The 22,132-nt window shown below is 52.1% G+C and carries 33 protein-coding genes and 1 tRNA gene; 3 read left to right on the forward strand and 31 right to left on the reverse strand.

All coding sequences use genetic code 11. From position 1 onward, the window contains the following. Positions 1-171: 171 nt before the first annotated feature. From C7459_RS20370 to C7459_RS20515, 29 genes are all read right to left on the reverse strand, one after another. A tRNA-Arg gene (locus C7459_RS20370) sits at positions 172-248 on the reverse strand. A 157-nt stretch (positions 249-405) separates the two neighbouring features. Continuing rightward, on the reverse strand, positions 406-1,098 hold the full coding sequence (locus C7459_RS20375; protein WP_170119584.1) for an ECF-type sigma factor: 693 nt from the start codon (positions 1,096-1,098) through the stop codon (positions 406-408). A gap of 14 nt (positions 1,099-1,112) precedes the next feature. Then, on the reverse strand, positions 1,113-1,565 hold the full coding sequence (locus C7459_RS20380) for a hypothetical protein (RefSeq protein ID WP_146201060.1): 453 nt from the start codon (positions 1,563-1,565) through the stop codon (positions 1,113-1,115). A gap of 108 nt (positions 1,566-1,673) precedes the next feature. Next, a complete protein-coding gene (locus C7459_RS20385; protein WP_109691125.1) occupies positions 1,674-2,288 on the reverse strand; it encodes a hypothetical protein in 615 nt (204 codons plus the stop codon). Positions 2,289-2,305: 17 nt separating this feature from the next. Then, entirely contained in the window at positions 2,306-2,557 is a 252-nt protein-coding gene (locus C7459_RS20390; RefSeq protein WP_109691126.1) for an ASCH/PUA domain-containing protein, read from the reverse strand. After that, entirely contained in the window at positions 2,554-2,817 is a 264-nt protein-coding gene (locus C7459_RS20395; protein ID WP_109691127.1) for a hypothetical protein, read from the reverse strand. Before C7459_RS20395 ends, C7459_RS20390 begins: the two co-directional genes overlap by 4 nt. A gap of 10 nt (positions 2,818-2,827) precedes the next feature. After that, the gene (locus tag C7459_RS20400; protein ID WP_109691128.1) at positions 2,828-3,094 is read right to left on the reverse strand and encodes a hypothetical protein; all 267 of its coding nucleotides are present in this window, start codon (positions 3,092-3,094) and stop codon (positions 2,828-2,830) included. A 28-nt stretch (positions 3,095-3,122) separates the two neighbouring features. Further along, positions 3,123-3,707 carry an MmcB family DNA repair protein gene (locus C7459_RS20405; protein WP_109691129.1) on the reverse strand — a complete coding sequence of 195 codons (585 nt, stop codon included), beginning with the start codon at positions 3,705-3,707 and terminating at the stop codon, positions 3,123-3,125. A gap of 33 nt (positions 3,708-3,740) precedes the next feature. Further along, positions 3,741-4,217 carry a VUT family protein gene (locus C7459_RS20410; protein ID WP_109691130.1) on the reverse strand — a complete coding sequence of 159 codons (477 nt, stop codon included), beginning with the start codon at positions 4,215-4,217 and terminating at the stop codon, positions 3,741-3,743. A 527-nt stretch (positions 4,218-4,744) separates the two neighbouring features. Further along, the gene (locus C7459_RS20420; RefSeq protein WP_109691132.1) at positions 4,745-5,755 is read right to left on the reverse strand and encodes a DUF3102 domain-containing protein; all 1,011 of its coding nucleotides are present in this window, start codon (positions 5,753-5,755) and stop codon (positions 4,745-4,747) included. After that, positions 5,752-7,338: a PcfJ domain-containing protein gene (locus C7459_RS20425; protein WP_109691133.1), complete on the reverse strand. Its 1,587-nt coding sequence runs from the start codon at positions 7,336-7,338 to the stop codon at positions 5,752-5,754. The genes C7459_RS20420 and C7459_RS20425 overlap by 4 nt, the downstream gene beginning before the upstream one ends. 16 nt (positions 7,339-7,354) lie before the next feature. Further along, positions 7,355-8,140 (reverse strand): HNH endonuclease, encoded by a 786-nt coding sequence (locus tag C7459_RS20430; RefSeq protein WP_109691134.1) that lies wholly within the window; start codon positions 8,138-8,140, stop codon positions 7,355-7,357. A gap of 20 nt (positions 8,141-8,160) precedes the next feature. Further along, positions 8,161-8,544: a hypothetical protein gene (locus C7459_RS20435; RefSeq protein ID WP_146201061.1), complete on the reverse strand. Its 384-nt coding sequence runs from the start codon at positions 8,542-8,544 to the stop codon at positions 8,161-8,163. A 124-nt stretch (positions 8,545-8,668) separates the two neighbouring features. After that, a complete protein-coding gene (locus C7459_RS20440; RefSeq protein WP_109691136.1) occupies positions 8,669-8,932 on the reverse strand; it encodes a hypothetical protein in 264 nt (87 codons plus the stop codon). A 6-nt stretch (positions 8,933-8,938) separates the two neighbouring features. Continuing rightward, positions 8,939-9,319: a hypothetical protein gene (locus C7459_RS20445; protein ID WP_109691137.1), complete on the reverse strand. Its 381-nt coding sequence runs from the start codon at positions 9,317-9,319 to the stop codon at positions 8,939-8,941. Next, positions 9,316-9,588, reverse strand: a complete 273-nt coding sequence (locus tag C7459_RS20450; protein WP_109691138.1) for a hypothetical protein — start codon at positions 9,586-9,588, stop codon at positions 9,316-9,318. Before C7459_RS20450 ends, C7459_RS20445 begins: the two co-directional genes overlap by 4 nt. A gap of 4 nt (positions 9,589-9,592) precedes the next feature. After that, positions 9,593-9,847, reverse strand: a complete 255-nt coding sequence (locus tag C7459_RS20455) for a hypothetical protein (protein WP_109691139.1) — start codon at positions 9,845-9,847, stop codon at positions 9,593-9,595. Between the two features lie 61 nt (positions 9,848-9,908). Next, positions 9,909-10,364, reverse strand: coding sequence for a hypothetical protein (locus tag C7459_RS20460; RefSeq protein ID WP_109691140.1), 456 nt, complete (start codon positions 10,362-10,364; stop codon positions 9,909-9,911). Between the two features lie 34 nt (positions 10,365-10,398). Further along, positions 10,399-10,965: a Holliday junction resolvase RecU gene (locus tag C7459_RS20465; RefSeq protein ID WP_109691141.1), complete on the reverse strand. Its 567-nt coding sequence runs from the start codon at positions 10,963-10,965 to the stop codon at positions 10,399-10,401. After that, positions 10,952-11,179 carry a hypothetical protein gene (locus C7459_RS20470; protein WP_109691142.1) on the reverse strand — a complete coding sequence of 76 codons (228 nt, stop codon included), beginning with the start codon at positions 11,177-11,179 and terminating at the stop codon, positions 10,952-10,954. The genes C7459_RS20465 and C7459_RS20470 overlap by 14 nt, the downstream gene beginning before the upstream one ends. Next, positions 11,166-11,654 carry a hypothetical protein gene (locus C7459_RS20475; protein ID WP_109691143.1) on the reverse strand — a complete coding sequence of 163 codons (489 nt, stop codon included), beginning with the start codon at positions 11,652-11,654 and terminating at the stop codon, positions 11,166-11,168. Before C7459_RS20475 ends, C7459_RS20470 begins: the two co-directional genes overlap by 14 nt. After that, on the reverse strand, positions 11,651-12,343 hold the full coding sequence (locus C7459_RS20480; protein ID WP_109691144.1) for a hypothetical protein: 693 nt from the start codon (positions 12,341-12,343) through the stop codon (positions 11,651-11,653). Before C7459_RS20480 ends, C7459_RS20475 begins: the two co-directional genes overlap by 4 nt. 5 nt (positions 12,344-12,348) lie before the next feature. Beyond that, entirely contained in the window at positions 12,349-13,722 is a 1,374-nt protein-coding gene (gene dnaB / locus C7459_RS20485; protein ID WP_109691145.1) for a replicative DNA helicase, read from the reverse strand. Further along, positions 13,700-14,056: a hypothetical protein gene (locus C7459_RS20490; protein WP_109691146.1), complete on the reverse strand. Its 357-nt coding sequence runs from the start codon at positions 14,054-14,056 to the stop codon at positions 13,700-13,702. The genes dnaB and C7459_RS20490 overlap by 23 nt, the downstream gene beginning before the upstream one ends. Next, a complete protein-coding gene (locus C7459_RS20495; protein ID WP_245884666.1) occupies positions 14,049-14,867 on the reverse strand; it encodes a conserved phage C-terminal domain-containing protein in 819 nt (272 codons plus the stop codon). Before C7459_RS20495 ends, C7459_RS20490 begins: the two co-directional genes overlap by 8 nt. A gap of 26 nt (positions 14,868-14,893) precedes the next feature. Further along, entirely contained in the window at positions 14,894-15,211 is a 318-nt protein-coding gene (locus C7459_RS20500) for a hypothetical protein (protein ID WP_109691147.1), read from the reverse strand. Positions 15,212-15,450: 239 nt separating this feature from the next. Continuing rightward, positions 15,451-16,185 carry a helix-turn-helix domain-containing protein gene (locus tag C7459_RS20505; RefSeq protein WP_109691148.1) on the reverse strand — a complete coding sequence of 245 codons (735 nt, stop codon included), beginning with the start codon at positions 16,183-16,185 and terminating at the stop codon, positions 15,451-15,453. Positions 16,186-16,207: 22 nt separating this feature from the next. Further along, complete coding sequence (locus C7459_RS20510; protein ID WP_109691149.1) at positions 16,208-16,408, reverse strand: hypothetical protein; 201 nt, start codon at positions 16,406-16,408, stop codon at positions 16,208-16,210. A gap of 62 nt (positions 16,409-16,470) precedes the next feature. Then, positions 16,471-16,674: a helix-turn-helix transcriptional regulator gene (locus C7459_RS20515; protein ID WP_109691150.1), complete on the reverse strand. Its 204-nt coding sequence runs from the start codon at positions 16,672-16,674 to the stop codon at positions 16,471-16,473. Between the two features lie 151 nt (positions 16,675-16,825). Here C7459_RS20515 and C7459_RS20520 point away from each other — a divergent pair, with 151 nt between their 5' ends. After that, positions 16,826-17,221 carry a helix-turn-helix domain-containing protein gene (locus tag C7459_RS20520; protein ID WP_109691151.1) on the forward strand — a complete coding sequence of 132 codons (396 nt, stop codon included), beginning with the start codon at positions 16,826-16,828 and terminating at the stop codon, positions 17,219-17,221. A gap of 43 nt (positions 17,222-17,264) precedes the next feature. On the opposite strand, the gene C7459_RS23520 is transcribed toward C7459_RS20520, so the two are convergent. Then, the gene (locus C7459_RS23520; protein WP_170119585.1) at positions 17,265-17,405 is read right to left on the reverse strand and encodes a hypothetical protein; all 141 of its coding nucleotides are present in this window, start codon (positions 17,403-17,405) and stop codon (positions 17,265-17,267) included. Between the two features lie 375 nt (positions 17,406-17,780). Next, a complete protein-coding gene (locus tag C7459_RS20525) occupies positions 17,781-18,992 on the reverse strand; it encodes a helix-turn-helix domain-containing protein (RefSeq protein ID WP_170119586.1) in 1,212 nt (403 codons plus the stop codon). Positions 18,993-19,107: 115 nt separating this feature from the next. On the opposite strand from C7459_RS20525, the gene C7459_RS20530 reads away from it, so the two are divergent. Together C7459_RS20530 and pdxR are read left to right on the forward strand one after the other, a co-directional pair. Continuing rightward, the gene (locus C7459_RS20530) at positions 19,108-20,646 is read left to right on the forward strand and encodes a recombinase family protein (protein ID WP_170119587.1); all 1,539 of its coding nucleotides are present in this window, start codon (positions 19,108-19,110) and stop codon (positions 20,644-20,646) included. Further along, positions 20,639-22,087: a MocR-like pyridoxine biosynthesis transcription factor PdxR gene (gene pdxR / locus C7459_RS20535; RefSeq protein ID WP_109691154.1), complete on the forward strand. Its 1,449-nt coding sequence runs from the start codon at positions 20,639-20,641 to the stop codon at positions 22,085-22,087. Before C7459_RS20530 ends, pdxR begins: the two co-directional genes overlap by 8 nt. Positions 22,088-22,132 lie beyond the last annotated feature (45 nt).

A 22,132-nucleotide genomic window follows, 5' to 3' on the forward strand; every position in this document is an offset into this window, starting at 1 on the left:
GGCCCGTAGGAACCGCCGCGTCCTGTTAAGCGCGGCGGGTAAACACCTATGCCTGTGAAGTGGCTATGCATCGTTTGTGTTCTTGCAGGTCGCTCACGGGCGCAGGCTCAACTACTCCCGCGAGCTTCATCTAGGTCCAAGTCATGGTATCCATCCTTTCGTCTGGGTTTGTGGCGTCGCCGACAGGCTTCGAACCTGCGACCTTCCGCTTAGGAGGCGGGCGCTCTATCCTTCTGAGCTACGGCGACAAGGATTGGTAGCCTGCAGGGGTCGTGCCCGCAAAAGACCACCCGCTGACACTGGGTGCCAAACAGGTGGTTCACGTTAACATAATATCACGGTGTTTTCAGAAATTGGCGAAATTCCTGCGCAACTTTAGCGCAACTTCCGCGCACTTCCTTCTATTTAATATGCGATCCCCAACAAACGCCCCATTTCGGTGATCGCCTTCCGGTGGAGAATGTCCTGCTGGCGGCGGGATACTTCGAGTTCTGCAGCCACTTCCTCGGTCGTCTTCCCAACGAAATATCGAAGCTGCAACAGAAGTACCAACCTCGGAGCATACGTCTTCAGCCTTTCTAACGCATCCTCGATCCCTGTTTTCAACGACCGCAGACGTGCGGCCTCCTCAGTCGCCATTAACATCGCTCGCTCTTTGGTTACGACTGTGCGACCGGTCAACGGGTCGAGGACCCCATCCTTACCGCGAGGCTCCAATCCGATGAAGATTTCGACAATCTCGTTCAGGGCATCTTGGTCTTCTTTGTCGTCCGCCTTTTGAGCGGCGAAGTAATTTTCGGCTTGAGATTTCGTCACGCCACTAGGACGGCGAGGCGAGCGTTTGATTTGTGTGCCGGTCTTCGTCACTCGGCTGGAGTGTTGCAGCCTGCCGTTACGTTCGGCCATCCCGATCGTGTAGACCCGCCCCACGGTAGCGAGGTGTTCGATGTGCGACCCGAACAGATGCGCCGGTGCTCTCACGATCTCTCCTGTTGCCATACTCTCTTGCGCGGCGATGTACGCGTTTAACTTCGGGTACTCCGTGAGCACCGCGACTACCTGACGTTTTATCTCCTCGTATTGCGAATCGACCGACATGTGCCACGCACCTCCTAAGCCTCTTTCCCGCCCGCTCGCCATTCGAGCAAGCGGTTCGTCATTTCTGCCTTCGTGCCCGAATAGGCAATTCGCGCCTCCCTGCAAAACTCACTCAGCTTGTCCATGCCGTAGGCGAGCAGCGTGACGCGTGACTCTCCTTCTAGCTTGCGCCGGAGTTTCGTTGCTGGGTCCTTGTCCGGGTCGTCGAACTCGATGATATGGAAGGTCAACCGCATTCCCGCGTTGACCTCAATCCACCGCAGGTCCTTGCCGATCCACTCAACCCGCCCCATCGCCGTTGCATACGCATCGATCAGCGGCTGTGAGTCACGCGACAGCACAACTTCGTCTGACACTTGGATACCGACCCGGCCGTATAGGTCAGGCGGTTTCGGTGTGGTGACGACGGGGCGCGCGGTGATCGGGCAAATCTTGACCTCGTTTCGCTCAACTCCCATCCTTGCCACGCTCAACACCTCCCCTCGATTTAGATCGGGTCGCCGCTTTCATGCATATGATGATCGATATCCACCCGACGAGAAGCCCGGCACCAAAACAATCTGCTGGGTTCAGGTTCACGCCACCCCCTCCTTCTGTCCAGACACTTCGGCCATCCACTTCCGGATTGCCGCGATCGCCTCGCTGTCATGGTCGGTGCTGAGGTGGCGATACAGGAGGGTCGGGTAGTCGCCGACAATGCCGATTCGCCAAGCGCCACGGTAGCAGCCTGCCGTGATGCAAGTGTGCTCTTTATCGAATCGAATCGTACCTGCGATAAGCGGCGCGTCGGGAATGGAAATCCACCGTGTCGCATACCCCGCGCCTTCTAAGAGATCGATCAGCGCGCGCCACTCACGGGAGAAGGTCTTGCGGATCTCCTCCGGCAACTTCCGATGGTGCCGTTCCGCCTCCGCAAGCAGGTCGTTGATGGCCGTTACCGTCTTGACCGATGCGCCGGACTCGTACTCGCCGAACAGTAGGGCGGATACCTCGCGACGGATTGCGACCGGTTGGCGAAGTTCGCAGACGGTGGTGCCGGGCCAGCTCTCGACGACAAGTTCGGTTTTCTCGGCGGTGATGATGAGACGGGATTGCGGGTGCGAGACCGCGTACCCGCGCTGCTGCCAATCAGCAACAGCGCAGAGCACGTCAGGCCCGAAGTTTTTGAAGATTTTCTCTTTAGTGGACATGTTGTCCCTCCTCTGGGCTATGCCCCAATTTCTCGTATCGACAGCGCGCAATACCCGTGCATCACACCCCACCCCTCACCGCACAGGATGTGTGTTACGTGCCGTTCCAGCTCTTGGCCGCTGAAGGAATTTGTCGTCGGGTCGTACTCTCGAAGGACCAGCGTGTCGCCCACTTGATAGTCCCGGTCATCCTTCCGCAACTCCACCGTCTTCCGTCCGCTGGCAACCGCATCGAAGTACGGTTGCACGAGCTTGAGTACGTGGATCATTTCGCCACCTCCCCGCACCCCAACGGCTTGCTGTCGGTGCCGTAGAGCGGCGACAGGCTACTGCTGTTGGTCATCGTAGACTGGGCGTACTTGCAGCCGCTCCAAGAGTCTGTGACGACTCTCAGGGAGGCGGCGCTCCCATCGTCATACACGAAACGCGAGACCGTCTTCTGCTCCGCGCTGGCCTGCGCACCACACCCGACTGCCACCATCATCGCCACCAGTGCGATCACGGCGGCGAGGTTCAGTTTGTTCTTCATGGTTTCCCTCCTATTCGAATTTGTAGGTGGTGCCTTCGACGTAATCTTCCATGCTGATTTCATCGACCCAATTTCCTTCGTCGTGACAATATCGCAGAACGGTTACGCTACCATCTTCATGGAGCAACGGGGCGCTGTAGGTGTCGTAGCAAGGCCCTCCGTCCCAGTAGGTCATGTAACTCCGACCATAATCCGGGTGTTCAATCTCGCCCCACTCGATGCCGTTCACCCATTTCAATTCGATGGGATAGGTGGCTTGGTTTGCTGTTTGAGTCATGGTTTCCCTCCTCTGCCCGCTTGGGGGCTTATGCTTGCAACTGGCGACGCAGATCGAAGATCTCGCGATGCAATTCATCGATTTTTTCTTGCAGCTTGAGTTGATATTCGTTGAGATCCCGCTTCTCAGCTCGGAGTTTCTGCACTTCAGCCTCGTTCCCCATCCGTGCTACTGAGGCGAGGAATCCCCAGTCAGGCGGTGCGGTGTTCTCACGGATCGGAGCTTCTTTCACGATCCGCGTCCGCAGCTTGTCGTCGACATACATCAGGCCGCATTCCTCGGGTATCTCTTCAGGCTTAACGAGGCCCTTCGGCACCACGAAGTAGAACTGGTGAGACAATTCCAACGCCCGCTGCCGCTTCTCCGGGTGCTTGATCTCGTGCAGGAAGTCGGCCCGGCTCACCTTGATCTCGTAGGCGATACGGTGGAATCCCTTGGACGGGAAACAGTTGATCGCCCACACGTCGATTCGTTGTTGAAGATTCTGCTTCAATTTCTTAATGTTGATCCCAGTCGAGACGCGGAGTTCGGACAAGACCGCCCACTCCGCTGACATAGTGCTTTGGGGCTTGTGGCGGTTTCGAAGCGCTTCGACGATCTGCTCGGCTTTCATGGGTATCCTCCTAACCGATCGGTGGCGGGTGATCTAGTTAAGTTTTTTCAGCACCAGCGACCAGACGTACCCGCCGACTACCTTGGACATGAACTGCCCCAGCACTACGCCCGGCATCAGAGCTCCAAAGGCGATGGTCGGGAACAGGATCGAGTCCACCGCCGCGCTGACGATGTTGGAGCCATTCACGCGGGTCTGTGTGTCCTTCTTGCGGAGCAGGTGATACATCGCTGTGTCCACCGCACCAGAGGCAGCAATGGCAGTGAGCGATGCAAGGGCAACAGGTCCAGCGTCTCGGTTCAGGATGAAGCTCAGAGCGGAGCCGATGGCAATCAGAGCGGCCATCTTCCACCAGAGTCCTTTGCCTCTCCACTTCTCGTGCAGCTTGTCCCGTGTGGTGATGTCCAGCCCGATGAACAGGAAGGCGTTCACGATGGTCGAGGTAGCACCGAAGTACGTAACGCTCAGGTTGGCGGCGACGATGGCCGCGAGGTAGATGGCGATCAACATGTGTGCATCCCTCCTAAAATAGTCGCCAGCCTAGTTGATCGTGGGCAAACGTCTGTATTCCCGCCTTACATCCTCATGGATGAAGTGGTACCGCGATTCAATCACATCACTGTAGTAGGCACCGTAGAACGCCACGTTAGACTCTCGGTCAACGTCTCTCCGGTGATACAAGTTCACGGAACAGGTTTGAAAGATACCATCCTCGAATCGAAGTAGCACTTGATACCAATCGTGATCTCGCATTCTCATGTATAAGTAATAGCCAACTACTTTGAAGCGTCTTCCGTGGAATTTCACGATGCCGCATTGTCGCGAATGTTTGCGGTATGTGCCGTCCCTCTTTATCTCCTTCTTTGGTTCGCAGGACCAATCGACGCGACGAGCGAGTTCGTTTGCGATACGAACGTCCCAGGTTGTAGGCTGAACGTTTGCCTGCAACTCACTCTCTCTTTTTCTCAGGGCATTTATCAGTCGGCCTAAAGCATGTTCTTTTCCTGAATCATCTTTGAAAAAGAAGAACCACATCGCTATTTAAGCGCCTCATTCATCTTGCCGATCATCCCGAAAATTTTACGTTTTAAGTTCGCGCGCTCGGCTTCGGGGACCGCATTGAGTGCGCTCAGGAGGTCCTTGAATTTATCCGTAACCCCGTTGAAACACACTTTGAACTTAATGATGGTCTCGTCCTCGCTGTGCTTCGCAACTTTAGCGCGCAGCTCCGCAAGTTCGGTCTCAACAACGGATGGGATTTTTTCCACTTCGACCACCGTGGTCTCGATCGGCTTTTTCTTCAACTCCTTCTCAAGGCGCTTGATCTCGGCCTTAGAAGCGTCCAACTGCTCGGCAAATTCCGTCAACTTGGTTTCCTTCTCGCCCAATGCCGTTTCGAGTTGCTGGACTGCTTCCGTATCGCCAGAATCTACGGCCGCTGAAAGCTGTTCTTTCAACTGCTCGACTTCGGTAGCCCGCTCCTGGCTTTGCTCCTCCAGTTGCTTGCGGGCATCACGTTCTTGCTGATGCTTCCGTTCTAACGCTTCACGTGCTTGGCGTTCTTTTTCAGCTTCCGCCTCCACTTTAGAACGTGCCTCGCGCTCGCGTTCGGCGGTCTCCTCAGCGGCCTTGACGCGTTCCTCCGCTTCTTTCAGATCTGAGACGGCTTTCTGCAATTCTCGACTAGACATGCCTTCGACGTCGTGGTCCGCAACGAACTGTTCGCGATCCTCAGCGGGGACACCAAGGAGTGTCATCGCTTTGGTGTAGCTCAAATTCCCAAACGCTTGGGATTCTTGGATTTTGGCGCTGTCGCCGTACTCGTTGTAGAGTTTCATGAGGTTGTTTGCGGTCGATTGCGAATAATCCACCGATTTCTCCAACCATTTGCCCCACTCACCGTGTGCCAGTTGGCTCTTCGCTTCAACGAGGCAGCGTCCGATCTCGACGCTACTTGCCAAGAAAACGGCTTTCGCGACGTTTTTGATACCATTGATCTCGGAAGCGATTGCCTCCGGGGTTCTTGTGACGGTCAGTTCAGCACTCATACTGCAACCTCCATTCTTTGTTCAGCGAGCTTCGCTCCGCTCTTCCTTTTAGCTAATTTCTCACGGGTGAAAGCTTTGATAAAAGCCTCTACATCGTGAGGCGGCCGACAGTGTTTTAGGCCGTAGCACTGTGTGATGGTTCCATTTTTGATTTCCATCGTGAAAAACGGTTCGTCGGGCTTTTCTACTTTTCGAATGACGAAAATGTCAGATTCACCTTTTGCGTATTTGTCAGCATAGCCACCTACGCAATGGTGAAGCGCCTTCCCTTCTTCGATCAGTTCCTTTTGGTCTTTTGTAGGGCGTATGATGAAGCCAAACGCCTCGAATTGGAACTTTGACAATGCCTTTCGGCGGGACTCGATTTTTGCACGAAGCAATTCGTTTTCTTTCACTTCGACTTGTTGGATCGTGTTTTGGTGTGCTTGATAGAGATTTACCGGGAAAAGCACTCTTTCGTGAGTAAGATCAAAATTCAACTTCACGCAGTCATCGATGTAATCGCCCCAAATTTGTAGCACTTCCCCTTTGGTGCGATAGTGTTTATAGACTTCGGGATTTCTTTGCTGTTTTACAAGATACGCCGTCATTTTTCGGAGCGTTGTTCGTTTTAGCACTTTCTTTAAGTCAGAGGATCTGGTGTTTGAGATTTCGATCGAGAGTTTTTTAAGTTCCTCAGTCGAAAAATTCCAACCCTCTTTTTTGGATTGCTGACAAAGGAACAGCACCCAAGGATCGACTACAAGTTTCGACTCCCGTAATTGGTTCAAATCTTGTTTTGTTAATCTCAAGACTTCCGGAAGGCTACCACCGCGCCAATTGACAGCGCTGTAAGTAGTTAAACCGTACAACTTTGCCTCGACGACCTCCCGAAAGCCTAGTTTGCATAAATATTCGATACATGGATATTTTGCAAACAAATCGAAAAATTTTACCATGTCGCCAATTCCCCAACCCACCCAACTCTCCCAAGTGGAGAATTGGAACGGCGTACCTTCAACTGCTGCGACGATGGGTTCAACCGGACAAAACCTTTTTACTCCTGCTATATCAGACCACGCGAACGATTGGGTAAAGGAGTGAATAGTTTCGTTGACGAACCACTTACCCTCGCTAATGTAGTTCGCATGATCAATCATTGTTCCGCCTTTTCCAGGTTCGAAAAGGTACAAAGCCTTCGTTCTAAACTGCGTACTGACTCCTCGAAAATTCTCACGGTAGTCACGGGTGACGTGTACCCCTCGTGCGGTAATCGCTTTCGGGTTCACAACCGACCGCTCATACCACACGATGTAAGCCTCATCGATCAGATGCTTGCGGCTACGTCCGCTTGCTTTCAGAACACATTCAGAACCGCACCAACCACATGTTGCAAACTTTCCGTCACGGAGTAAGCCATCCGTTTCATACTCGTGCTTGCAATGGGTGCAGTATCCGAATTGCTTTTTACCCTTACGCCAAGTGAAAATGTATCGGCTGTAGATCAGGGCGACATTCTCGACATATTCACAAAATGCCTGACTTATCGATTCAGAAAAATGCACCCGCACATCAGCGATAACTTGGTTTTCAGATTTCCCCATGCCCGCAAACCCTCCCTTAGAAGTCGTCGAACGAGACGTCGAAGTCGACTGCAGTCGACGACTCGCTTGCAGCTGGTGCCGAAGGAGGGGGCGATGTCACAGGTTCAACAGGAACCACCGGAGCCACTACAACGTTCGGTACACCTTTAATGCCGAAGTAATTCAGAACGACTCCGTATCCCTCAGCGGGCGTGAGCATTGCCGTACCGTTCGGTTGCTTCTTCTTTTTAGCTGCAGCCTCCATCGCCGACAGGCTCTTACCGATCGATTTCTTGTTATCGAGGATCTTCTCGGCTACTTCCGGGTGCTGACCGATGTGACCGATCAGGAACTCACCGATCACTTGCACGTAGGAATTTTGAGTATCGGCTTCCATTTCAGCTTTGAGCTTTGCGATTGCTTCCGCTTGCATCGATTCTTCCTCCTCATATCCCGGCCAGTCTGCCGGGTTGTATAACTCGCGAAGTTCGGCAATTTTCTGCTCCACCCATTCGCGGTAGGTCTTGCGGTTGTGATCGATCAAGTTGTGGCAGGTCCCTGTGTTCGTTGATGGGGAGCATAGGTGGGCGACGTTCCAAGGTTGGTCACCTCGCCCGCACTGCCCCTTCCCCACGAGATGTGCGAGTTCTAGATGCCAGGCTCGGTCCGTTGGCCGATCTAAGCCGCACATCTCGCAACAACCGCCCGAACGCCGTTTGACTTCGGCGGCGACCTCGGGTGTGATCTCTCCTCGATCCTTCGCCTTTGGCTTGCCACGGTTGTGCTTAGGTTTCGGTTGAGGGATCGGCGGTGACAGCGCCATCGGTGCGGTCGACCTCCTTCCTATCGCCCTACACCGTTCCCAAACCCAAGTTCCCGGTTCAGGACGTGAAGAGTTTGTTTCTTCGCATTGATCAACTCTTGCATGGCGTAGAATGCCGACTTCCACTCGATCAACTCGGCTTCTGAGGCGGATTCGATGTAGCGGAAGTCTGTCGTCGCTGTCTCGGCGATCGCCTCGCGAACGGCGGCGCTGCCCTCTGCACTTCGAAACGCATGCGCGAACGCCCGCTTCCGGTTCGCCTCAGCTTGTCCGTAGGCGTACTGAGCCTGCCTTTGGAGTTTGGAGATGCAGAAGAGGACCATTGAAAGTACCTCGATCTGTTTTGACAACTCGTATGGGACTTGCTCGTCGAGGTTATGCACGATGTCATAAAGTGCCGACATCTGCTCGGTGGTTTCCATGCACAGCGCGTTGCGGATGGCCGCTTCGACTTCTCTGGCTCTTGTCTGATTGATCAGCCTCTACACCTCCTCTCCGACCGTGCATTGTTTTCGTTTCCTAACTTTACTAAGTGCCTGTGAAGCCATTCACGCACGGCACTGCTTCTGGCGGAACCTCGTAGCAGGCCACGCATTCGTGATAGTTGTAGAACCGCCCCATCTCCAAACCTGCATGCCGGACGGAAGGACTGCCGGTCGTGATCGTGCGTTGGCAGATCAGGCAGACGTGATCCTTCCTGACGCGCTTGTTGAATCTGATGCGGTGAAAATGAATCCCAGTGTAATCGTGCGCGTAACCAAGATCCTCGGAGTTGGCGATGTAGCCAGCCAAGGTCCATCACCTCGCACGCTTGCATACCCACTCATCGAACACGGTGCTTGCGATGGCGAATTCCTTATTATCGATCAGTACCGGATTCGTCGGAGGTCGGTATCGGAACACTTCCCACAGTTGGAAGGTGCCCCATTGAGGCGCAGGGTCCGGGTCGCAGATTAGCGGCAGACAGGCTTCCGCGGGTTCCGGTATTTCTACCGAAAGGCAAAGACTCAATGTTTCCGCGAATATACGGCAGGCCTCGCGAAACGTAGCTACAACAGCTACTGCTACCACTTTGATCTCCCCCCAGATTTCTCGGACATAATCGAGGTCTTGTTTGGTCACTTGCCCAGCGTTGAACCGGCAAGTGATCTCGTCGCAGCGTTTCAGATCTATCATCATCCGATTGCCCCTCTCGTTGCTCTTTTTCGCTTGGCGGCCGCCTTTTCGTAGACCACTGTTTTGTCATCCTTGCCGAACTCCATCGTCCGACTAGGTTCCGACGACGGGTCGAATGCCGCCGCGACCTCTGCCGTACCAGCGGTGATGATCGCCAACCGGTCACAGTCGACCATCTCGCCGCACTTCGGACATGTGCGGATCGCGGCGGAAGTCATGCGTAGTTTGAACGGCCCGGCCCACCCACAAGTGCATACCCCTGTGATGGTCATGTGGTCACCGCCCCCCCTTCTTGGTCGTGCGATGCTCGGGATTGAGCAGATCCACGAAGATGAACGAGCCCTTCGCTTCGTAGTTAGCGACCAAAGATGCGCAGGCCATGTTGATCAGGGTGGCGCGGGAGTAGCGGAGTTCCCCGCCCATCTTGTCGAGATCATCCCGTAATCCTTCTGGCATCTCGCACGTGAATCGAGCGGTTTTTGGTTCATGCTCCGTCTGTTGCGGCGCGCTCGTGGCATCTTTTTTAGACATTCTCACCACCTCCACACTGTCGCCGTGTATACACCGTGTACCAACGGTGTATTATTGGTGATTACTCTTTCTTACTGCGCTTCTTCGGCATCCGCTTCCGCTTAGCAAGCGTCAACTTGACGATGATTTCCGTCTGTGTGTGCTTACTGATTTGGTCAGGCTTGAGCTTACCTTGGGACGTGAGGATCGAGTAGTCAAACGGGGTTTTCAATTCGTCCTTCGCGATCAACAATTCATTTGACAAGCCATCAACGTCGAAAACGTCTTTGACAGTTGCTTTTTTCGCGACCACTGCCCACTCCCCGTTCGGAAGCTGTCTTACGTAGTCGTCTTCAAGCTGCATGCTTTCGAAGGCGGCTTCGATTTCTTCGAGCGTCATTTTAGCTTGCTCGTTGAGGTCCTTGACCGTCTCTTTGAGCTGGAAGTACCGGAGGAACTTGTTCAACAGCTCCTCTTCCGAAAAATTAACGGCTGCAGGGGTTTCGCTTTCTTGCAGATGAAGGTGTTCGGCGTTCATCTATGTTTCCTCCCAATGGAAAATATTCGGACTTCTATACGGATGCCGATGCGAGTTGCGTCTCGATCTCGATCCACTTGTCGACAGCGACAAGGTAATCAAGCGGCACCCCGTTGGTCGGTTTGATCAACTCGCCAGCTTCACGGATGTGGTCGTATGTGATCGACTTGCGACCGCCGCGTTCCATCTCGTCCCAAGCGGTGATGATGACCGGTGCAGGCACGAAGTAGGTCTCGTGGCGAGTGGCGAACTCGATGATGAGGAAGGCGATGGCCCCGTAGCGCAGCGAGCGCCGCAGGTGCTCGACTTGGTGCTTGTGTAGGTTGTCGAAGGCGAAGCTGGTCGCGATCTTCGTGGACTTCGCCTCGAATTGAAGCGAGCGGCGGCGATAGGTGCCGTCATAGTCGACGGTGCTGGCCTTCTCCAAGAATCCGACCACTCCACCCGTAGGGAGGCGCTTTTGGATCTTGACTGGCGTGGGGCGCTTATTGACGTCAGCTTGTCCGCGATTGCGGTAGGCGTTGTTCGTCATGTCCAAGAGGCGTTCCAGCCCCATGCCACGGTTGGCTTGCGTTGTCCCCGGTAGTTTACGAGATTTCATGCGGTGCCTCCCTTTGGCGACCCTTGCAGATGTCCTCGAACACCCGGTCCGCCTCTTCCTTCGTCAGCTCCCCTAGTCGCTTGCGCGTCCCAAGAGTGGCTTCAATTTCATCGTGAATCCCGACGAGTCCACGGGTGGTGACTGCCAACAATACCCGTTGGCGGGCTTGCTCGGCAGGTGACAACGTCGACTTGATGTCTCTAGCTCCCGCCATCCGATTCACCTGTAACAGGGCAGTCCGCAACGTCTACGCCGCCACCTCGGATGACCTTCACATGGAACCGCCAATTCATTGACAACAACAGTGGTACGACGTAGTAGATCGGCCTGCCGTTAGATTGCGGGACCTCGATGACGGCCCGCCGCGACCCGATGAAGGATTCAATCGGCCCGCTCTTTCCGTTGATGACCGTGTACTTCCAACGGGTCTTGAGGACGCCTGTGGGCTTGTGAGCGAGGCATGATTCAAGCTCTTCCACGATGGAGATCACTTTGCCCAGCATGAAATTTTTCTGCCGCTTCCAACTCACGGTGTCACCGATCTCGATGGCGGGGTACTTTCCAACCGCTGGCGCTGCCGTTGTTTCCGCAGGGTCACTGAACCGCGATTTCAAATCCGCGACAGTGCCGGGTTTCGGCGGCATGACCCCAAGCCCACGGGCGATGGTTTCCAAACTTGGTCTTCTCAAGTCTCGTCGCCACCTTCACACTCGACATTCACCGAAGATTGCGACGATGATTCCCCTAGTAGCTTCTCGAGAGCCTTGGCGTCGAGTGTCGGATTCATTTCGGGCGCGACCATCTCGATCCCCGGAGGACACCAGTGCGTTGGCGGGATCACGGTGTCGTAGTGCATGCCCGCGGCTGTCGCGATCTCGTTGAACACGTCCTGCTGGTGCTTCGGGATTCCAGGGAACGGACCCATTGCGTCCTCACCCCAATCCGCGACGATGTCCATTCGCTCGTCCGTCCAGCAGGTGAAGCAAACTCTTGGCATCTCGTTCGGGTCTTCGTTTGTGCGAAACCGTTCGGGAACCTGCGCGAGGATGCACTCCGCACTTCCGCAGTGCCCGCACTCGCCGCCCTTCTCGTAGTCGGAAACAAGATCCCCGATCACATCGACCGATACGCGGGTGAAACTGATGACCCTGCCGTTTTGCACCAACGTTGTCGGGATGAGGCGCGGGCGGCCATCGTGAAACATGGATTTACCGGAATCTTTCTCAGCGATCCCCAGGTACAGGCCAAGCGAATCATCGATCAGCATAAGTGGCAGGTTCCAGCTTTCTTTTCCGGCCGTCTGTGCGTCACGCAAGATTTGTGCAATCGGTTCGTTCAATGCGAGGATGTTGCCGATCGTATCCCTGAAATTATTCATACATGTCACTCCTCATCCGTTCTAATGCCAGATTTCAAATCGCCCTCAACCGTCGCTTGTTTCTGCTCATCCTTGATTGTCTTGATGTCCTTTGGCATATCGGTCACAAGGCTCCACTGGCCAACGTAGCCCAATTGCACAACGCCGGTTTCGCCTTCCCTTTGCTTCGCGATGATTGTCTCTAGGATTCGCTTTGCGTCGGTGTCCGGATTGTAATATTCGTCGCGGTACAGGAACCAAATCATGTCGGCGTCCTGCTCAATCGATCCGGAATCTCGTAGGTCGGCCATCGTCGGGCGCTTGTCATTGCGGCTTTCAACGGAGCGATTGAGTTGTGACAGCGCGATCACCGGCACGTTCAGTTCTATAGCCATGAGTTTGAGGTCGCGAGTAATGTTGCTGACTTCCTCAACCCGACTTTTCCCGGTGCCTCGCAAGAGTTGTAGATAGTCGATGATGATCAGGTGCTTGCGATCAGGTTCGTCACGGATCATCTTGCGGGATTGCGCGCGGATCTCTGCAACTTCGGAATACAAGTGCGCCTTGTCGAAGATTTTGAGCGGCAATTCAGCGATGGCAGCCGTGGCAGGTATCAAGCGTTCCCAGTCATCTTCGGAAAACTGGTGACTCCGCATCTTCCCCCCGGCGATCCGACCCTCAGCCGCGATCATCCGTTTAAGTAAAGCTGCCTTCTGCATCTCCAGTGAGTAGATGTGCGGAATGGTGCCCTTGCGCGCGGTGTTTCTGGCGACGTTGAGCATGAACGCCGTCTTTCCCATTGCAGGGCGAGCGGCGATGATGATTACCTGGCCGCCCTCAAGTCCAAACACCATCTTGTCGAGATCGGAATAGCCCGTTGTTATCGCATGTACACCGATCTCTCGCGGTGTCTCGAACTGGTCGTAGAGGTTTAGGATCGTTTGTTTGTGGTCATACTCCGTTGTGTGACCGAACTCTTCAATTTGCGCCAATCGTCGTTGGAGTTCAACGAGTTCGTCAGGCGATGAAAGCTCGACTGAACTCTGCCGGAGTACTTCCTTGGATTTGCGGACCTTCCAGTAGTCAACGACGATCTGTTGCCAGTGATCGAAGTTCCCGGTCGTGACGACCGTTTCAGTCAGTGCCTTGAGATACTCAACGCCGCCGATCCGTCTGAGGACTCCTCCGATCGATAATCGTTCGGAGAGTGTAACGATGTCCACGGGCTCCCCGCGTTCGTCGAGCTCGCGCATTGCTTTGAAAATGTAACGGTGCTCCTCTGGCCCGAACTGGCCGTGCTTGAGGGTGCAGTCTTTGATTATGTCGCCATCGATGATGATCGCGCCAAGCACCGCTTGTTCGGCTTCGAGATTCGTGTTAGTCGTTACGCTTTGCAGCATCTCGTCTCGCCTCCAGTAACGCCCGTCCCTTGGCGTGTTTCTCTCGCGCCACTTCCGGCGGACAGACTTCCACTCGCCACTGATCAAAATCACGAATCGCTTTGTCTCCGGCGAGTACCGCTGTGTTTAACGTGGTTTTCTTCGGGAGTAGGTCCGCAATTGCTGGGGCTCGCTTCTCCGACTTGATATATTCCGTCAGGAGAGCGTCAGCTGTCTCGTAAGCGATTGACACGAAGAACGGGTGCCAGTCCTCGACCTTCTCCTTCGTGGCCTCGAAAAACTCGTAGTATTGCGCGATCCGCTCAACGAGGCGAGCCAATTCTTTTTTAGTCATCGAACTCTTCCTCCAAACTCCGCCCGCCAGATCCGTCACCGGAGCCTGATGAGGCGTTGACTTGGTTGAGATACGATTCAAACTTTGTCCCGAACAATGTCTCGGGACGCAGGTAGTTTGCCATTTTCGAATCACCGTGCCATTCAGCATGCTTTTTGCGGATGACAGCTAGGATATCGTCGGACGTGAACCCTTCGTTCAAGCGAGCCCGGATTTTCTCTTGGGTGGCTTTTGACGTGGGCTTGTATGACGTTCCTAGCAGTTCGTTTAGAAGTTTGATAGATTCGGAGCATACGGCTCCTAGCTTCTCTCCCTTCTCTGCATTCTTTTCATTCTTTACATTCTTGTTTGTGTCCATCTGTTGTCCATCCGTTGGAAACTTGCTGTCCACTTGCTGTCCACTTGCTGTCTGTTTGTTGGAAAGTTGTTGTCCATCTGTTGGAAAGTTGTTGTCCAAATCCCCATCGTGCCCTTGGTAAAAAGACCAATTTACCACTGATATGATTGAATATTTGTTCGTAGAGTTGATGTCCAACTTTCCCCATTCTTTGAACTTCACAATCCAATTCCACAACGTTTTTGCCGGGACAGCATGACTCGGCTTCATCCCTCTGTTGTACTCTTCGGCTAGCGAATTCCTGCCGGTGACAAACTGTCCGGGTTGGAGCGTGACCAACTGCTTGTCCATCAAAACAGACGTTTCAACGAAGGTTGCTTTGGTCAGGCACAGGAGCCAGAGTTTGAGTACAAACGGATCTTGAAACAGCGGACTCCCGACCACTTTCCGGTGCAGTTTGAGCCAACCTTGCACGTCGTCAACACCTCCTGCCGTCGCTTCTAGGCTGCGGCGGCACTACTTCCCTGCCCTGACTCCCCCGCACCACCTATGCCAAGGATAGAGGCGACTGTGCGCAGGTCGTGGTCGGTGAGCATCGGGTAGAGCTGGAACAACGTCGAGGCCATCGAGAACGCGCAGGTCAGATTGACCTTGGTCAGTTCCTCGACCGTCATCCCGGCGTGTACCGGGGGGGTCGGTTGGATCGTCACGGCGACCAGGCGGCCGCGCGCTTCGAGACGATCGATGGCATAGCTAAGAGCTTCGCCGAACTTCAATGCTTCTTCGAGCGAACGAGAGAAATCTTTAGTTGGTTGCACTAATGGTCACGTCCTTTTCGGAATTCTTCTTTGCACGATGACGCGCATACTTTTCTAAAAGGCGGACTTTTTGATCCGTCAGGATTGGTAGTCCTTCTGGCCTGTAGGGATTCGATCGCTTGGTGTACCCCATTACCTGACAATCCTCGCATCGCTTCCGATTCCGCAATACCTGCGGGTCAACATACTCGCGAACTCCGCAAATGCTGCAACGTGCGATGACGTCCGGCTCGGTTCTCTTAACCCGCGGCATCGCATCTCACCGGCACTTCCACGAATCCGATCGTCGTGATCTCCGGTTCGGCGGCTTGCGGATCTCCTCTATCGACAATCCGTGAAATCCGGTCGCGTTCAACGGTGCGGCCAGCGAACACGTGCATCCCACTTATTTCCACGGTATCTCCGGGTCGAGGAACAGGCTTCATCCGGCTTCGCTGCTCGATTAAGAGGAGAATTTGGCGAAGCTCATCCGCTGAATACATCTCGATTACCTTCTTGCTGATGCGAAAGGTCGAGTTGTCCAGCCAGGTTGCGAGAATCTTTCTTTCAGGCATAGATACCCCGTCGCGCTTGCGGATAGTCGCATCCTGTGGTACATTTTCCGTAAGTGTTTTTTTAACGGATTGATCTGGCTGTTCTGTTGCGTCAACAACAGTCAACCGCCCTGCACCTGCCGATGCGTCAACATCGAGCGGGTGTTTTTCATTTTCAGGGGTTGCGTTCGGCGCAGACCCTTCCACTTCGAGCTGGCCCGCGATGTTCGTCGGTGCCGACTCTTTTTGTTGAAGGGCTTCGGCTGTTACACCCAACCGTTTCGCGAGTGCTTCGATTAATCCCGGCTTGCCCGATCCGTCAGAGTTACCGTTCTCGATCCGGGAGATCAAACCAACGGAACAGATGCCCTCGGCTAGTGCGGCCTGCGTCAATCCCGCTTGCTTGCGTTCGAATTTCAAATTGCTAACGTTGAATTTCATGAAGATCACCCTTCCTATAAATTCAAGCACCAAGTTTTTGCTCACTTGAACTGTTTGCCAGCGCGCCAGTCAACAACTCAGCCAATCGGTTTATGGCACCATCGGAACTTTTCTGAAGTTCTTTGAAGTGTTCCTTCTGCTCTATCGAGGTCATTTTCAGGACGTCAGATCTTGAGTGAACTGTTATCCTTGATCCTTCGATTTCGTGGGTCAAAGTGACCATTTCGTTTGCCTCCTCCTTACTTTTAAAGTGGAGAGCGAACAACCCCATCACGAAATGTGATGTTATTGTCCAAAAAAAATTTCGTCAACAGTAGAGCGGAAATAAGTTGCGATCTTTAAAGCCAATTCTCGACGAGGGAGGCGTTGGCCCGTTTCGATCATCGAGTAATGGTTTTGACGGATACCCAAGCACTCAGCAACATCCTGCTGAGTGCGTGTCCCACGCAACTCGATCAGTTTTTTGTTCTTTTCTACAGACTTACTCATCCTCTATTCACATCCCCACCATCACGTTTTGTGATGTTTGTTATCCTCATTTAAACACAGCGCTGGAGATTCTTGCAACTATCAATTTATCACACTTTGTGATAGTCCAATCGACTACCGTATGCTATAATTTATTTTGAGGTGATTTTAAATGTCTACTCCTTTTGAGGAAAGACTTACGAAAGCCAGAATAGCCAAGGGTTACTCTCAAGATGAGCTTGCCCGTAAGATAGGTTTGAGCAGTCAGAGTTCTATTGCAAATTATGAGAATGGATCTCGAAGACCCAGTCATAAACTAACTCTCGCTTTGGCGAACACCTTAGGCGTTACCGTGGATTATCTAATGGGCCGCTCTGAAAATCCCGACAAGACACTTGCAGAAGAGTTGAAACAGAGCAGATCAGCTCTTGTTGAGATTCGCAATTTAATCGCAGAAGGAAAAGTTTCTGATATCCCTGCTAATCGGATCGAACAGGTTGTACGTGCTCTAGACCTTCACATAGAATCGATACCAGATAGTGACAATACAATCGATACCAAAAAATAAGGCTAAACACCGGGGATAATTGAAGTCCATCGGTGTTTTTTCTTTACCCGCATTTCCTTTCAAATTCCTGAGTGACGATGCCTGCTTTACTTAATGCTTCACAAAGTGCTATCTTGTCAGTTTCGCACAAACGCTCATCTGTTACTAAATCAAAAACAGAAAACAAACTTTCATTGCCCGACATAAGAAAAACCTCCGTGACTTGTTTGTTGATCGTTTAACTCGATCTTAATACAAGTCGCGAAGGTTTTGAATAGTTTTCAGAAAAACAAGGACAAAGTAATTTTGTCCACGTTTTTATTAATGGGTAATGTCTACCGTGTGTTTCTTTATACTGCCGGTGGTGCGAACTCTCGCGGATTTACCAAGCCGTTAAGAACTGGCGGCGCGAACTCCGCGACTTTAACCGAATTCAGCACTGGAGGTGCAAATTCTGCTATTTGTCTATGCGAGATACCAAACAACATTCCAACCAACATGGATACAGCTACTGACAGCTTAAGGACCTTATTCATATACCCAACACCCCCAAAAAAGTTTTTCAAGTACAATTATACATCTATTCGAGCAATATTTGTGAAGCCGTTTCATATAGCTCGAAGGCAGTCTCGATCGAACCTAATTTCTTTGCAAGCAAAGCAGCCTCTCTGTAAAATTCACCTAGCTGACGGGGAGAAATTTGTGTTTGTTTGAGTTGGTCCAAGCAACCAAGAGTGCGTTGCAAGTTCGATTTACATAGGGAAATCCATAAATCAATTCTCAATTTCTCGCCATGATTATGTTGTGAAAACATTTCAACACGATTTGCTGCCTGTTCAAAGGTAGCGCACGAAAGCTCAGTATCATCGGTTTTGTAATACATCTCACCAATAGTAATCAAAGCATAGATTTCCCTTAGTGGATCATTGATCTCTTTCGCTATGTTGATTGCCACTTTCGATACGGAAATGCAATCGTTATACTTCTCCTTGGTGTTTCTATACACTTCTCCTAAACCTTGATAGAAACTCCCTTCTAAAATCTTATTCTCAGAAGTTTTCGGTAAAATATTAATTGCTTCTTGCAAGCACTTTTCTGCATCAGTCCAATTTCTGTGCCGGGAATGTACCCTTGCAACGAGATATAGAAATTTAGCTTTCCACTTATCAATTTCCCCAATGTTGCTCCAGAACGAAAATGCTCCTGACTTTTCAATGATATCCATATCATCGAGTTGTTTTAACACCAATTCAGAAACAGCTTCGTATTGCCCAAGCATTAACCGAGAGGAAAGCAAGTCATGATTGGCTTTGATTAACGTCTCCTGATCCCCTGCTTTCTGCGCGATGTTCATCGCCATTAAAAAATAAGATATTGCACTTTGATACCTAGTCAGATGATACTCCAGCCTCCCTCTTAGCACTAAACTTAGGGCAAACTCTCGGGGGGAACGTGCGCTTGTATGAAAAACAAGGGCGTCTAACTTTTTCATGATTTCGAATTTGTCATCTATAGTGGAGGTAAGACTACTTTCTAATGTAGCAAGTGCGGAATTTATTTTCTCGTTACTCTCTAAAAGCACATCAATGTCTACGCAAAGTCCATTTGCCAGATGCCGAATATTTTCTTCTGCTACCTTGAATTTGTGCTCGCAGTTCTCTATTTTACCAATCAATGATTTACTAACGATTTTATTTATTTTGTTTGCTAATTCGCGATCTGTTAGCCCTCTCTCTTCCCTTAGAAATCTGAGATTTCTGGCTACTGTGAGATTGAAAATCTTTGTATCCACCACGAAGCCCCCTTTTGTATGTATGAATTTTACAAGTATTCTGTATCACTTTCAATACATCACGTTTTGTGATACTCTATGTTCATCATACACGTACAAATGGGGGTTTTCAACGATGAGTTTGAAATTACACCTTAACCTTTTGGAGTACTTGCGGAAGTCACGCGAAGACCTAGCTGCAGAGGCTCGGGGTGAGGGTGATACCTTGGCAAAACATAGACGAGCTCTTGCTGCCTATGTCGATCAACACGGCCATAGTATCATAGGAGTGTTTGAAGAGGTCGTTTCCGGCGAGAGGATTGTAGACCGTCCAGAGATGCAGAAGATGTTGCATGCACTGAATGAGGGCAAGTACAACGGCAAGAAAATCGACGGCGTCATTTGTATAGACGAGTACCGACTTGGTCGAGGGAACATGATCGACCAAGGAATCATTCAAGACACCTTTAAAACAAACAAGATGATCCTAGTTACCCCACGGAAAGTTTACGATCCAGAGAGCGAGTTGGACGAAGAGTGGTTTGAGTTCGAGTCTTTTATGGCCAGACGCGAATTCAAGATGATTAATCGAAGGTTGCAACGAGGTCGAAGACAAAGTGCTGCGGAAGGAAAATGTGTAGGGAAGTTACCATACGGCTACATAAAAGGGAAAGATTTGGTGCTTCGCCCTCACCCAGAGGAGTCTCGAATTGTGAAAATAATCTTTGATTGGGCGGTAGAAGGAATGGGCCGAAAGGTGATCGCTAATAAGCTCACTGATTTGGGAGTTCCTACGCCGAGTGGCAAAATAGACGTTTGGCAACAAACGACAATCAAGAAGATACTAGCCAATCGGGTGTATTTGGGAGAAGTAGAATTCGGTAAGAGTAAGTACTCTAAAAAAGATTTAGGAGGCTATCATGTAGAAAAAGTCCATGATAGTTCCAAATGGATAAGGAAGGAAAATGCCCACGAGCCTTTAATATCGGTAGAACTCTTCGATCGGGCTGGTGATGCCGTTAAGCGAAGAATCCCACCAATTAAAAGTGGAAGTCCGATATCAAACCCGTTCGCAAGTCTCATAAAATGCGGCGTTTGCGGCTACAGTTTGAGGCGACAAATACACAAGCAAAATAATGCAGATCGATTAATATGCTCACATTACAAATGCAAAAACAGGTCTACAAATTTTATTTTAGTAGAGGACAGGCTAATTCGAACGTTGCAGAAGTTTCTCTCTGGCTTTGAGTTGGAGTTAGGCCAAAACCAAGTAAAAATTCAACCCACGAAAGAACTCCTAAACGCGCGAATCGTTACACTTGAAAAACAGGAAATAGACTTGAAAAAGCAATCGGATAACATCCATGATCTACTTGAACAAGGTGTCTATACAGTTGAGAAGTTTTTAGAACGTACTACAGATTTACAAGTGAAAGCAAATAAGGTAAAAGAAGAGTTGGAGTCCTGTAGAAAGGACGTGGAAAGAATGATTGAAATGGATTATCACAAAAAAGAGGCATTACCTCGCCTGATCAATGTACTTAACACATACCACACTTTGTCCCCCGAAGACAGAAACAAACTTCTAAAAACAATTGTTCAAAAAATGGTATACTTCAGAGCCGAAGGAACAAGGCTGGACGAGTTCTCACTGGAGGTTTTTTTGGATGTTTAATATACATCTTCGAGACTTGGATCTGGAAAAGTATCGCTACAAGTATCTCGCACTTTACCACGCCTTGCGCGAGGGAATTGTGACGGGGAGCCTGCCACACGGGACGAAGTTGCCCGCCAGCCGCGAGTTAGCGGCGGGCTACGAGATTTCGCGCGGAGTGGTTTCACAGGTGTACGAGATGCTGATGGCAGAGGGCTATCTCTCCGCGGAGGTCGGGCGCGGGACGCACGTGTCGTTCCAGCGAGACAGCGCCGAGGGCGAGGCGTCCGAACGCGCCCCGATCCTGCTGTCCAAGTGGGGGCAGCGCGTCACCGGCCTCCCCTTGTACGACGGAATTCCGACCCAGACGTACCGCTACGATTACACGATCGGCCAGCCGTTGGCGGATGCTTTTCCATTTGCCGAGTGGAACCGGGCGATGTACGCGGCGATCCGCGATGTGTCAGCGGAGGAGGGCGAAACCAAGTACGAGCCACAGGGATACCGTCCACTCCGGGAAGCGATTGCCCGCTACCTGAGAAAAGCGCGTGGGATGGTCGTGCAACCGGAGGACATCGTGATCGTCAACGGCTCGATGCAAGCGATCGCACTGGTGGCGCAACTGCTGATCGATCCCGGAGATTCAGTGGTGTTGGAAGACCCCGCGTATGGCGGGATTCGCGAAGCGATCACGGCGGTGGGCGGTCAACCCGTACCAAGCCCCGTCGATGGACAAGGTCTGGTCGTCCGCGATTGGGAGGCGCGATTGTTGTTTGTCACACCAGGGCGCCAGTTCCCGACGGGAACGGTGCTCTCCTTGGAACGGCGGCAGGAGATCCTGCGCTGGGCGACCGCACGGCATGCGGTGATCGTAGAGGACGATTACGACAGTGAGTTCCGGTGGCGCGGCCGACCGATCGAACCCTTGAAAGTGCTGGACCGCCATGATCGAGTCGTGTACATCGGCACGTTCTCCAAGACGATGTACGCGGACTTGCGGATCGGCTATGTCGTGCTGCCCTCGTGGTTGCGGGAGCCGTTTTGCAAGGCACGGCAGTTGTACGAACCCCGTCCGACCGCGTTGGTCCAGCAACATGCGTTGGCCGCGTTCATGAACAACGGTCACTACGAGCGGCATCTGCGGCGGATGAAGCGGGTGTATGCACGCAAGCACAAAATCCTATGGACGGCGCTGACCGAGGAGTTTGGGGCGTTGTTCGACTGGGTGGAGAGCGACGCCGGACTGCATATCTTCGGCAGGTGGCGGCGGTCTCTAGAGGAGTACCAAACATTTCGCGAAGCCTGCTTGGCGGCCGGCGTGCGGTTCCCGGATGCAACTCGCTATTATGCGACGCCACATCAGGTCTGTGCAGCCTGCTTTGGCTTTCAAAGGCTTGGGGAGGAGCAATTGGTCGAGGGCGTCGAAGTGATAGCGCAGGTCTGGGCGCAGTTGCAGAGGTGAAAAAAGAGACCCGCGGAGCTGCGGGTCTCTTTTTTCAGGAATGTC

Origin of the sequence: Tumebacillus permanentifrigoris (assembly GCF_003148565.1) — a bacterium.
GTDB classification, from domain to species: Bacteria; Bacillota; Bacilli; order Tumebacillales; family Tumebacillaceae; genus Tumebacillus; species Tumebacillus permanentifrigoris.

Coding starts and splice junctions, on each gene's coding strand:
- C7459_RS20375 (WP_170119584.1), bottom strand. CDS start 1,098: ATGTCGGTCGATTCGCAATACGAGGAGATAAAACGTCAGGTAGTCGCG.
- C7459_RS20385 (WP_109691125.1), bottom strand. CDS start 2,288: ATGTCCACTAAAGAGAAAATCTTCAAAAACTTCGGGCCTGACGTGCTC.
- C7459_RS20420 (WP_109691132.1), bottom strand. CDS start 5,755: ATGAGTGCTGAACTGACCGTCACAAGAACCCCGGAGGCAATCGCTTCC.
- C7459_RS20450 (WP_109691138.1), bottom strand. CDS start 9,588: ATGACCATCACAGGGGTATGCACTTGTGGGTGGGCCGGGCCGTTCAAA.
- C7459_RS20455 (WP_109691139.1), bottom strand. CDS start 9,847: ATGTCTAAAAAAGATGCCACGAGCGCGCCGCAACAGACGGAGCATGAA.
- C7459_RS23520 (WP_170119585.1), bottom strand. CDS start 17,405: ATGTCGGGCAATGAAAGTTTGTTTTCTGTTTTTGATTTAGTAACAGAT.
- C7459_RS20405 (WP_109691129.1), bottom strand. CDS start 3,707: ATGAAAGCCGAGCAGATCGTCGAAGCGCTTCGAAACCGCCACAAGCCC.
- C7459_RS20510 (WP_109691149.1), bottom strand. CDS start 16,408: ATGGTCACTTTGACCCACGAAATCGAAGGATCAAGGATAACAGTTCAC.
- C7459_RS20505 (WP_109691148.1), bottom strand. CDS start 16,185: ATGAAATTCAACGTTAGCAATTTGAAATTCGAACGCAAGCAAGCGGGA.
- C7459_RS20480 (WP_109691144.1), bottom strand. CDS start 12,343: ATGAATAATTTCAGGGATACGATCGGCAACATCCTCGCATTGAACGAA.
- C7459_RS20445 (WP_109691137.1), bottom strand. CDS start 9,319: ATGATGATAGATCTGAAACGCTGCGACGAGATCACTTGCCGGTTCAAC.
- C7459_RS20470 (WP_109691142.1), bottom strand. CDS start 11,179: ATGGCGGGAGCTAGAGACATCAAGTCGACGTTGTCACCTGCCGAGCAA.
- C7459_RS20430 (WP_109691134.1), bottom strand. CDS start 8,140: ATGGCGCTGTCACCGCCGATCCCTCAACCGAAACCTAAGCACAACCGT.
- C7459_RS20465 (WP_109691141.1), bottom strand. CDS start 10,965: ATGAAATCTCGTAAACTACCGGGGACAACGCAAGCCAACCGTGGCATG.
- C7459_RS20395 (WP_109691127.1), bottom strand. CDS start 2,817: ATGAAGAACAAACTGAACCTCGCCGCCGTGATCGCACTGGTGGCGATG.
- C7459_RS20400 (WP_109691128.1), bottom strand. CDS start 3,094: ATGACTCAAACAGCAAACCAAGCCACCTATCCCATCGAATTGAAATGG.
- C7459_RS20425 (WP_109691133.1), bottom strand. CDS start 7,338: ATGGGGAAATCTGAAAACCAAGTTATCGCTGATGTGCGGGTGCATTTT.
- C7459_RS20530 (WP_170119587.1), top strand. CDS start 19,108: ATGAGTTTGAAATTACACCTTAACCTTTTGGAGTACTTGCGGAAGTCA.
- C7459_RS20460 (WP_109691140.1), bottom strand. CDS start 10,364: ATGAACGCCGAACACCTTCATCTGCAAGAAAGCGAAACCCCTGCAGCC.
- C7459_RS20520 (WP_109691151.1), top strand. CDS start 16,826: ATGTCTACTCCTTTTGAGGAAAGACTTACGAAAGCCAGAATAGCCAAG.
- C7459_RS20435 (WP_146201061.1), bottom strand. CDS start 8,544: ATGTCGGCACTTTATGACATCGTGCATAACCTCGACGAGCAAGTCCCA.
- C7459_RS20410 (WP_109691130.1), bottom strand. CDS start 4,217: ATGTTGATCGCCATCTACCTCGCGGCCATCGTCGCCGCCAACCTGAGC.
- C7459_RS20515 (WP_109691150.1), bottom strand. CDS start 16,674: ATGAGTAAGTCTGTAGAAAAGAACAAAAAACTGATCGAGTTGCGTGGG.
- dnaB (WP_109691145.1), bottom strand. CDS start 13,722: ATGCTGCAAAGCGTAACGACTAACACGAATCTCGAAGCCGAACAAGCG.
- pdxR (WP_109691154.1), top strand. CDS start 20,639: ATGTTTAATATACATCTTCGAGACTTGGATCTGGAAAAGTATCGCTAC.
- C7459_RS20490 (WP_109691146.1), bottom strand. CDS start 14,056: ATGACTAAAAAAGAATTGGCTCGCCTCGTTGAGCGGATCGCGCAATAC.
- C7459_RS20390 (WP_109691126.1), bottom strand. CDS start 2,557: ATGATCCACGTACTCAAGCTCGTGCAACCGTACTTCGATGCGGTTGCC.